Source organism: Pseudonocardia lacus (assembly GCF_018531445.1).
In the GTDB taxonomy this organism is placed as follows: Bacteria; Actinomycetota; Actinomycetes; order Mycobacteriales; family Pseudonocardiaceae; genus Pseudonocardia; species Pseudonocardia lacus.
In genome coordinates, this window is record NZ_JAHDTH010000268.1 from 1 (window position 1) to 8,785 (window position 8,785).

At 75.0% G+C, this 8,785-nt stretch carries 7 protein-coding genes; 3 read left to right on the top strand and 4 right to left on the bottom strand.

The annotated features are described in order from the left end of the window. Positions 1–453: 453 nt before the first annotated feature. Positions 454–1,317, bottom strand: a complete 864-nt coding sequence (locus KIK08_RS34940) for a phytanoyl-CoA dioxygenase family protein (RefSeq protein WP_214407600.1) — start codon at positions 1,315–1,317, stop codon at positions 454–456. Between the two features lie 147 nt (positions 1,318–1,464). Between KIK08_RS34940 and KIK08_RS41255 the strand changes: the two genes are divergently transcribed. Next, positions 1,465–2,229 (top strand): glycoside hydrolase family 16 protein, encoded by a 765-nt coding sequence (locus KIK08_RS41255; RefSeq protein ID WP_214407601.1) that lies wholly within the window; start codon positions 1,465–1,467, stop codon positions 2,227–2,229. A 71-nt stretch (positions 2,230–2,300) separates the two neighbouring features. Here KIK08_RS41255 and KIK08_RS34950 read toward each other — a convergent pair whose 3' ends face one another. Then, on the bottom strand, positions 2,301–3,452 hold the full coding sequence (locus tag KIK08_RS34950) for an epoxide hydrolase family protein (protein ID WP_214407602.1): 1,152 nt from the start codon (positions 3,450–3,452) through the stop codon (positions 2,301–2,303). Between the two features lie 90 nt (positions 3,453–3,542). Between KIK08_RS34950 and KIK08_RS34955 the strand changes: the two genes are divergently transcribed. Then, positions 3,543–4,175, top strand: a complete 633-nt coding sequence (locus KIK08_RS34955; RefSeq protein ID WP_214407603.1) for a TetR/AcrR family transcriptional regulator — start codon at positions 3,543–3,545, stop codon at positions 4,173–4,175. 162 nt (positions 4,176–4,337) lie between these two features. Then, complete coding sequence (locus KIK08_RS34960; protein WP_214407604.1) at positions 4,338–6,527, top strand: glycoside hydrolase family 15 protein; 2,190 nt, start codon at positions 4,338–4,340, stop codon at positions 6,525–6,527. Positions 6,528–6,558: 31 nt separating this feature from the next. Here KIK08_RS34960 and KIK08_RS34965 read toward each other — a convergent pair whose 3' ends face one another. Continuing rightward, complete coding sequence (locus KIK08_RS34965) at positions 6,559–7,836, bottom strand: RNA polymerase sigma factor (protein ID WP_214407605.1); 1,278 nt, start codon at positions 7,834–7,836, stop codon at positions 6,559–6,561. Next, the gene (locus KIK08_RS34970) at positions 7,833–8,273 is read right to left on the bottom strand and encodes a YciI family protein (RefSeq protein ID WP_308258085.1); all 441 of its coding nucleotides are present in this window, start codon (positions 8,271–8,273) and stop codon (positions 7,833–7,835) included. Before KIK08_RS34970 ends, KIK08_RS34965 begins: the two co-directional genes overlap by 4 nt. Between the last annotated feature and the right edge of the window lie 512 nt (positions 8,274–8,785).

Here is an 8,785-nt window from a genome sequence, read left to right on the forward strand (position 1 = left end):
CGCGGGGTGGGTGTCGCAGCGCCGGGTGGGGGTGTCCTCGCAGCGCCGGGTGGGTGCCGCAGCGCCGGGTGGGGGTGTCCTCGCAGCGCCGGGTGGGTGCCGCAGCGCCGGGTGGGGGTGTCCTCGCAGCGCCGGGTGGGTGCCGCAGCGCGGGCTGGGTGCTCGCAGCCCGCCGGCGGGCTGTGAGCACCCAGCCAGGGCTGCGAGATCGGCGGGCGCATGATCAATTCGGCCGCCGAGCGACTGTGCGCCGGAGGCCGTGAACTGCTGCGTACCGGGTCAGCCGCCGCACCAGCCCATCCGGCGGCTGATCTCGGCCGCGCCGGCCACCAGTTCGTCGATCCGGTCCTGCAGCAGTTCGGGGGTCAGGCGCACCCTGGCCCCGCTCATCACCCTGGGCTGGTCCTGATCAACCTGCGCCGCCCGGTCCAACACGAGTTCTGAGACGAGGTCCTACTCCGCGGTCATCGGCGCCTCCCCGGCGCGGCCCGACCCCCGCGCGCCCCACTGCTCCGCGTCGGCGGCCGCGACCGCGCCGAGCCGCCGCAGCTGGGCGTACCAGCGCGGCGGGCAGCCGTCGCGCAGCCCGCAGCCGTACCAGGGGTAGTGGGTGGGGTCGTAGTCGAGCTCGGCGCCGGCGTCGAACTGGCTGGCCAGGTACCGGCGCACGGCGAGCTCCTCCGCCGGGCGCCGCGGGTCGAGCACGAACGACGCCGACCACTGGTGGCGGTCGCGCCCGCCGTGGCTGGCGTGCCAGAGGTGCTCGTCGAACACGATGACGTCGCCCGGGCGGGAGGCGATGGCGTGCGCCGGGACGGCGGCGACGGCGGCCCGCCAGGTGGCGTCGTCCCGGAACGGCTGCCCCTGCAGCACCTCGCGCAGCACGCTCTCGTCGAGGTGCTGGGAGCCGGGCAGCACGCGCAGCGCGCCGCTGCGCTCGTCGAGCTCCTCCAGGTAGGCGACGGCGTGCAGGCTGGGCACCGCGTGGGCGGTGTCGGTGTGCCAGCCGACCTGGTCGAACAGCAGGTTGTGCTCGACGACCGCGGGCAGCAGCGCCACCCCGGCCAGCCGCTCCAGCGCCGGCGCGAGGCGACGGACCATCGCGGCGCTGACCGGCGTGCGCTCTCCGGTGGCCGGGATGTAGTGCCCGTTGGAGGTGCCGCCGGCGTCGTCGCGGTAACGGTCGCCGGTGGCGTCGCGGATGGCGCGGTCGGACTCGCGGGTGAGCGCGTCGAGCTCGGCGGGCGCGATGGCGCCGCGCAGCACGACGAACCCGAACGCCCGGAAGTGGGCGCTCGGGGAGAACGGGTCGGACACGGTCTTCTCCTGTCGGTGGGGGGGTGGGCGGAGGGCTCACCACCACCGGGAGGAGCACGGGCCCGGCATCAATCTCGGCGCATGCCCGGCACGGTAGCCCCGCACGGCGCACGGCTCCAGCGGGTTGCGGGGCCTAGCATCCGGCGCGTGTCCAGCACCGAGCTCGACGAGCAGTTCGTGACCGACGGGCTCGACCCCCGGGTCTGGGTGCCCTACTACCTGCCGCACTGGAGTTCGCGCGCGGAGTCGGCGGCCGCCCTGCGGGTGCACGACGCGCAGCTGCACCTGACGATCCCGCCCGAGCACCCGCTCTGGTGCCCCGACCGCCACCCCGAGCCGCTGCGGGTGTCGTGCATCCAGTCCGCCAACCGCTGCGGCCCGGTCGGCTCCACCGACGGCCCGCAGGCCTTCGCCGAGGGGCTGACCGTGCGCGAGGAGCAGCCGACGCTGTGGGGCTACACGCCCAGGCGCGGGCACGTCGAGGTGCGGATGCGGGCGGTGATCTCGCCGCGGTCGATGTTCGCGTTCTGGCTGGCCGGCATCGAGGACGCGCCGGGCAGGGCCGGGGAGATCTGCGTGGTCGAGGTGTTCGGCGACGCCGTGCGCGACGGCTCGGCCGACGTCGGGATCGGGGTGAAGCAGCTCGGCGACCCCGACCTGGTCCAGGAGTTCTCGGCCGACCCGCTGCCCGTCGACGTCTCCGCCTTCCACACCTACGCCGTCGACTGGCGCCCCGACGGGCTCACCTTCACCGTCGACGGCGAGGTCGTGCGGACCAGCGCGCAGAGCCCGGACTACCCGATGCAGCTGATGCTGGGGCTGTTCGACTTCCCCGCCAAGGCCGACCCAGACGCCGAGGTGCCGGTGGCCGAACTGTTCGTCTCGCACGTTCGAGGCCACCCGCTCGCGTAGGGCAAGAGCCGGCGCCGAAGCGCCTCCCGACCGGTCGGCCGGGAGGCGCTTCCAGGCTTCGCGGCTGGAGGCTATCCGGCGGCGGAGGGCACCAGCCCGGCGAAGGCGCGCAGGTCGGCCAGCCAGGTCTCGGTGTGCTGGTGGGCGGCGTAGTGGTCGTGCGGGTCGCGGCTGTCGGCGTCGGGCGCGACGAGGTCGTAGGCGTTCCAGCTGACGATGGCGGAGTGGTCGCGCTCGGCGAACCGGCGCACCGACTGGAAGTCGCCGCCGAACATGGCCAGCCCCAGCGGCACCGTCGTCGGCCCGGTCGGGGGCTCGTCGGCGTGCGCGGACTCGTAGTAGAAGCGGATCGAGGAGCTCGCGGTGCCGGTGAACCAGGTGGTCGCGATGTTCGACAGCACGAACTCCGGGTCCTCGTCGGCGGCGAACAGCTGGGCGTTCCAGGCCAGCAGCCCCAGCGGCGAGTCGGCCAGCGCGTAGGCCACGGTCTGCGGCTGCTGGCTGGACAGCACGTTGAAGGCCGACTTGACGTCCTGGAACCACTGCAGGCGGGCCAGCGCGCCGTAGTCCTCGCCGCTCAGGCCCTCGAACTCGGACGGGTCGCCGGTGGGGAACGAGTAGACCTGGGTGACGTGCACGCCGAGCACGCCGTCGGGGTCGATCCGGCCCATCCGCGGGGAGATCATCGAGCCGGTGTCGTTGCCGCCGGCCAGGTAGCGCCGGTAGCCGAGGCGGTGCATCAGCTCGACCCAGGCGCGAGCGGTGCGGTCGACGCCCCACCCGGGCGTGTGCGTGGGCCCGGAGAAGCCCGCGCCCGGCAGCGACGGGACGACCACGTGGAACGCCGGCCGGTCGGCGGGCGGCGCGGTCAGCGGCTCGATGACGTCGAGGAACTCGAAGACCGTGCCGGGCCAGCCGTGGGTGAGCACCAGCGGGGTGGCGTCCTCGCGCTCCGACCGGACGTGCAGGAAGTGGATCCGCTCGCCGTCGATCTCCGTCGTGAACTGCGGGAACGCGTTGATGCGCTGCTCGACCGCGCGCCAGTCGAACTTCTCCAGCCAGTACCCGGCCAGCGCCTCGACCTGGTCGGCCGGCACGCCGTAGCGGTCGCCGGTGCCCGGCAGCACGCTCGGGCGGATCGCCCGGCGCAGGCGCTCGGCCAGGTCGTCGAGCGCCGCCTGCGGCACGTCGACGTGGAACGGCGTGATCTCGGTGGCGGTCATCCCTGTCCCCCAATCAGAACGGAACGCTTCGTTCCGCTGTGGGTCCAGCTTAGCAGAGCGGAATGATCCGTTCCACTGCTATCCTGCGTCATGCCCACCCCGTCGCCGTCCGCCCTCCCCGGGCGCCGCGGCCAGGCCGCCCGCAACGACGGCGCGATCCTCGACGCCGCGCGCGAGGTGTTCCTGGCCGACCCGAAGGCCCCCATCGCGGCCGTGGCCGAACGCGCCGGCGTCGGGATCAGCGCCCTCTACCGCCGCTACCCCGGCAAGGAGGACCTGCTGCGCAAGATCTGCCACGACGGGCTCCGCCGCTACATCGCCGAGGCCGAGACCGCCCTCGCCGAACCCGACCCGACGACAGCGCTGCGCGGCTTCCTGGAACGGGTCGTCGTCGCCGACGTGCACTCGCTGACGATCAACCTGGCCGGCACCTTCGCCCCCACCCCGGAGATGGACGCCGACGCCATGCGGGCCGCCGAGCTGAGCACCGAACTGTTCGAACGGGCGCGACCGGTCCTGCGCGAGGGCATCGTCGTGGACGACCTCACGCTGGTGCTGGACGGCTGCGCCGCGGTGCGGATGCCGACGCCCGACCGCACCCGCGAGATCCGGCTCCGCTACGTCGAGGTGCTGTTCACCGGCCTCACCACCGACCCCGCCCGCCCCCTCCCCGGCCCACCCCCCGAGGCCAGGGAGCTCAGCTGGCGCTGGCACGACACCTGACCCAACCCCGTCGAGAACGAAGTTGTAGTGATCAACAAGATCTGTTGATCACGACAACTTCGTTCTCGACGGCACTACCGGCCCGGCGTAGGGCGGCGTGTTTGTGGGCGGTGGGCGACGGGGAAGCCATCGGGGACAGTCGAGCGCCGATGGAGGCCGCCGATGCCCGCCGCCCGGTTCACCGCACTCGTCGCCGGGTCGGCGACCGCGGCCGCCCTGCTGGTCACCCCGCAGGCCCTCGCCCGGCCCGGCCCCGCGCCCGGTGCACCGGGCGCCCCGGCCACCTGGACCGACGCCGACAAGCACGGCTTCGGCACGTCCCGGACACCGGAGAGCGAGGTCTGGTTCACGCTGCGGCCGGGCACCCTGTCGGAGGTCTACCACCCCGACCTGAGCACGCCGGCGCTGCGCGACCTGGAGTTCGTGGTCACCGACGGCACCACCGCCGAGCGCACCGGCGACACGGCGGGTGCCACGACCGCGCCGGACGCCCGGGTCCCCGCCTACGAGCAGACCGACACCGGCCGCGGTTGGGAGCTGACCCGCCGCTACGTCACCGATCCCGCCCGCAGCACGGTGCTCGTCGACGTGGAGCTGACCTCGCTCGACGGTCGGCCGTACCAGGTCTACGCGATCGCCGACCCCGGTCTGTCCAACGGCGGCGACGACGACCGGGCGGCCGTCGTCGGGCCCGACCTGGTGGCCTCCGACGACCGCGCCGCCCTGGCGCTGTCGGCGGACGTGCCGCTGGCCGAGCCCTCCGCCGGCTACCTCGGCACCAGCGACGCCCGCACCGACCTGCTCGCCGACGGCGTCCTGAACGCCACCTTCACCGAGGCCGGGCCGGGCAACGTCGTGCTCGGGGCCCGGCTCGACGGCGTCACCGGCGTCGACGGCGGCCGGGGCGCGCTGCTCGCGCTGGGCTTCGGCGCCGACACCGCCGCCGCGACGGCCGCCGCCCGCGGGAGCCTGGCGGGTGGGTTCGACGCCGCCGCCGACGCCTACGCGCAGGGCTGGTTGGACTACCTGGCCGGGCTGTCCGGGGTGCCGCGCAGCGCCGCCGACATCGCCGACGAGTACTGGGCGTCGGTCGTGGTGAACGCGGCATCGGAGGACAAGCGCAACCCGGGCGCGTTCATCGCCTCGCCGAGCATGCCGTGGGTGTGGGGCCAGGAGGTGCCCGACCTGTCGTCGCCGTCGGAGGGCTACCACCTGGTCTGGTCGCGCGACCTCTACCAGCACGCCACGGCGCTGCTCGCGGCCGGCGACCGCGACGCGGCCGGGCGCGCGCTGGACTTCATCCTGCAGCGCCAGCAGCGCCCCGACGGCTCCGTCCCGCAGAACTCCGACGTGTACGGCACCCAGGCCTGGGACGACCTGCAGCTCGACGAGGTGGCGCTGCCGCTGGTGCTGGCCTGGCAGCTCGACCGCACGGACGCGGCCACCTTCGAGCGCGTCCGCCGCGGCGCGGACTTCCTGCTCGGCTACGCGGGCGACCACCCGGCTCCGTGGTCGTCGCAGGAGCGGTGGGAGAACCAGAGCGGCTACTCGCCGGCCACGATCGGCGCCCAGATCGCCGGGCTGGTCTGCGCCGCCGACCTCGCCCGCCGCGTGGGCGAGCCGGCCGCGGCCGAGCGCTGGCTGGCGACGGCCCGGGACTGGGCGGCGAAGCTGGAGGGCTGGACGGCCACCACCACCGGTCCGCTCTCGGCCGAGCCCTACTACCTGCGGCTGAGCAAGGACGGCGACCCGAACGCGGCGACCACCTACAACGTCGGCGACGGCGGCGGCACGTTCGACCAGCGGGCCGTGGTCGACCCCAGCTTCCTGGAGCTGGTCCGGCTGGGGATCAGGGCGGCCGGCGACCCCGTCGTCGTCAACACCCTGGGCGTCGTCGACCGCGAGCTGGGCGTCGACACCCCGAACGGCCGGTTCTGGCACCGCTTCACCGACGACGGCTACGGCGAGGACGCCGCGGGCGGGCCGTGGCGGGTCACCGAGCCCGACACGCAGGCGACCAGCGGCCGCGCCTGGCCGATCTTCGCCGGGGAGCGCGGCGAGTACGAGCTGCTGGCCGGCACCGGCGACCCGGCCGCGCGCCTGCGCTCGATCGCCGCCACCGCCAACGACGGCCTCATGATCGCCGAGCAGGTCTGGGACGCCGACCCGCCCTCCGGCGCACCCGGGGCCGAACCCGGCACCGGCACCCGCTCGGCGACCCCGCTGACCTGGTCGCACGCCCAGCTGATCCGGCTGGCGTGGTCGATCGACGCCGGCGCGCCCGTCGAGCGCCCGGCGGTGGTGGTGTGCGAGTTCCTGCCCGACGAGTGCTCCCACCGCGACGGCCCCTGACCGGTCCCGGGCCGAGCGGGCGCCGCTGTCGTCACCCGTCCGGGATCGCACCGCCATCGGGCGCCGGGAGCGCGGCGGCCCGCGCGTGCAGGTGGCGCTGCACGGGCAGGCTGGTGGCGCGGGCGGCGGCCGCCAGGTAGGCGGCACGCGCGGCCTCCGCGTCGCCCGCGCGTTCGAGCAGGTGCGCGCGCACGGAGAGCGGCCGGTGGTCGTCGGCCAGCCTGCTGTCGGTCGCGAGCCCGTCGACGAGGTCGAGGCCGGCCCGCGGACCCCGCACCATCGCCACCGCGACGGCGTGGTTGAGCGCCACCACCGGGTTGTCCGAGATCCGCAGCAGCAACTCGTAGAGCGCGACGATCTGCGGCCAGTCGGTCTCCTCGGCGGTGGGCGCCTCGTCGTGCAGCGCGGCGATGGCGGCCTGCAGCTGGTAGGTGCCGGTCTCCCCGCGTCCGAGGCAGCCGGTCAGCAGCGCGACGCCCTCGGCGATCTCCTCGGCGTCCCACAGGGAGCGGTCCTGCTCGGCCATCGGGACGAGCGCCCCGTCGGGGGCGGTGCGGGCGGCGCGGCGGGCGTCGGTCAGCAGCATCAGCGCCAGCAGGCCGGTGACCTCCGGGTCCGCCGGCAGCAGCCGGTGCACCAGGCGGGCCAGCCGGATCGCCTCGGCGGTCAGCTCACCGCGCTGCAGGTTGGGGCCCGCGGTGGCCGCGTAGCCCTCGGTGAAGACCAGGTAGAGCACGTGCAGCACGGCGTCGAGCCGCTGGGCGCGCTCCTCGGCCGGCGGCAGGCCGAACGGGATGCCGCTGGCCTTGATGCCGCGCTTGGCCCGGGTGATCCGCCGGGTCATGGTGGCCTCCGGCACCAGGAAGGCGCGGGCGATCTCGGCGGTGCCCAGCCCGCCCACCGCGCGCAGGGTGAGCGCGATCTGGGAGGCCGGCGACAGCGCCGGGTGGCAGCACAGGAACAGCAGGACGAGCGTGTCGTCGGTCCGCTCGACCCGGTCCGGCTGGTCGGCGCCGGGCACGACCCGCCGCTGCGGCGGCGTCCACGCCGCCACCGCGTCCTCGCGCCGGCGCCGCGCCTGCTCGGAGCGCAGCAGGTCGGTGAGCCGGCGCGCGGCCACCGTGATCAGCCAGGCCTTCGGGTCGTCGGGCACGCCGTCGACCGGCCACCGGGTGGCCGCGGCCAGCAGGGCCTCCTGGGTGGCGTCCTCGGCGTGGTCGAAGTGCCCGAAGCGGCGCACGACGGCCCCGAGGACCTGCGGCGCCAGCCGGCGCAGCAGGTCCTCCGGCCCCGTCGGGCCGCCGGTCAGAGCGAGAGCTCCTCGATGCCGTCCACGATCGGCCGCACGTCCACGTACTCGCCGTCGGCGGCGGGGTTGACCAGCCCGGACGCGATCTCGATGGCGCGGTCGACGCCGACCACGTCGACGACGGTGTAGCCGACGAGCACCTCCTGCGTCTCGGCGTAGGGCCCGTCGGTGACGACCGGCACCCCGCCCTTGAGCCGCACGCGCCGCGCGTGCACGGGGGCGGTGAGGCCCTGGGCGTCGACCAGCTCGCCGGACTCGGCCAGCTTCTGGTGGAACTCCCCCATGTACTCGTGCATCTTCGCGACGTCCTCGGGCGACATCGCCGGCTTCTCGCTCGGCCGCCCGGCCATCACGTCGTAGTCCTGCTGCGAGCCGTACAGCATGATCATGTACTTCACGTCGGCGTCCTCCTCGCGCGGCGCCGCTCGGCGCCTCACCGGGGACGTCGGAGCCGCCCCCTTACCTCCGGACATCCCGTCGAGAACGACGTTAGGGGATCGACCACGGCCTTGTTGATCCCACGACGTCGTTCCTCGACGGGGCCGGGCGGGCGGGAGTCAACCGGTTGCACCGCAAGTTGGCGGAACCCGGCCATCGGTGCCGTCGGTCGAGACCGGCCCGGCGCGTCGTCCGTGAACGGGGGTATGGGCGATCACCGACGGGTACCGACCGCTCCCCCGTACGTGCCACCGCACGCCCGGGGCCACCGGCAGCCGCCGCAGCCCGCACGCCCGCAGCCGCCGCGGCCGGTCCAGCAGAGCCAACCGCTGCCGGTCCACCGGAGCCAACCGCTGCCCCCGCACCGGCCGGTCCAGCAGGGCCGGCCGCTGCCCTCCCACGGGCGCCCGCCGCAGCAGCCCCCGTACCAACCCCCGTTCCAGCCGCGGCGACCCGTCGTGCGGAGCCAGCCGCTGCCCGCCGCCCGACCCGCGCCCCTGCCCCCCACACG

What these genes read in the sequence shown, in the direction of transcription:
- KIK08_RS34960 (WP_214407604.1), top strand. Translation starts at nt 4,338, where the DNA reads ATGCCCGCCGCCCGGTTCACCGCACTCGTCGCCGGGTCGGCGACCGCG.
- KIK08_RS34950 (WP_214407602.1), bottom strand. Translation starts at nt 3,452, where the DNA reads ATGACCGCCACCGAGATCACGCCGTTCCACGTCGACGTGCCGCAGGCG.
- KIK08_RS34955 (WP_214407603.1), top strand. Translation starts at nt 3,543, where the DNA reads ATGCCCACCCCGTCGCCGTCCGCCCTCCCCGGGCGCCGCGGCCAGGCC.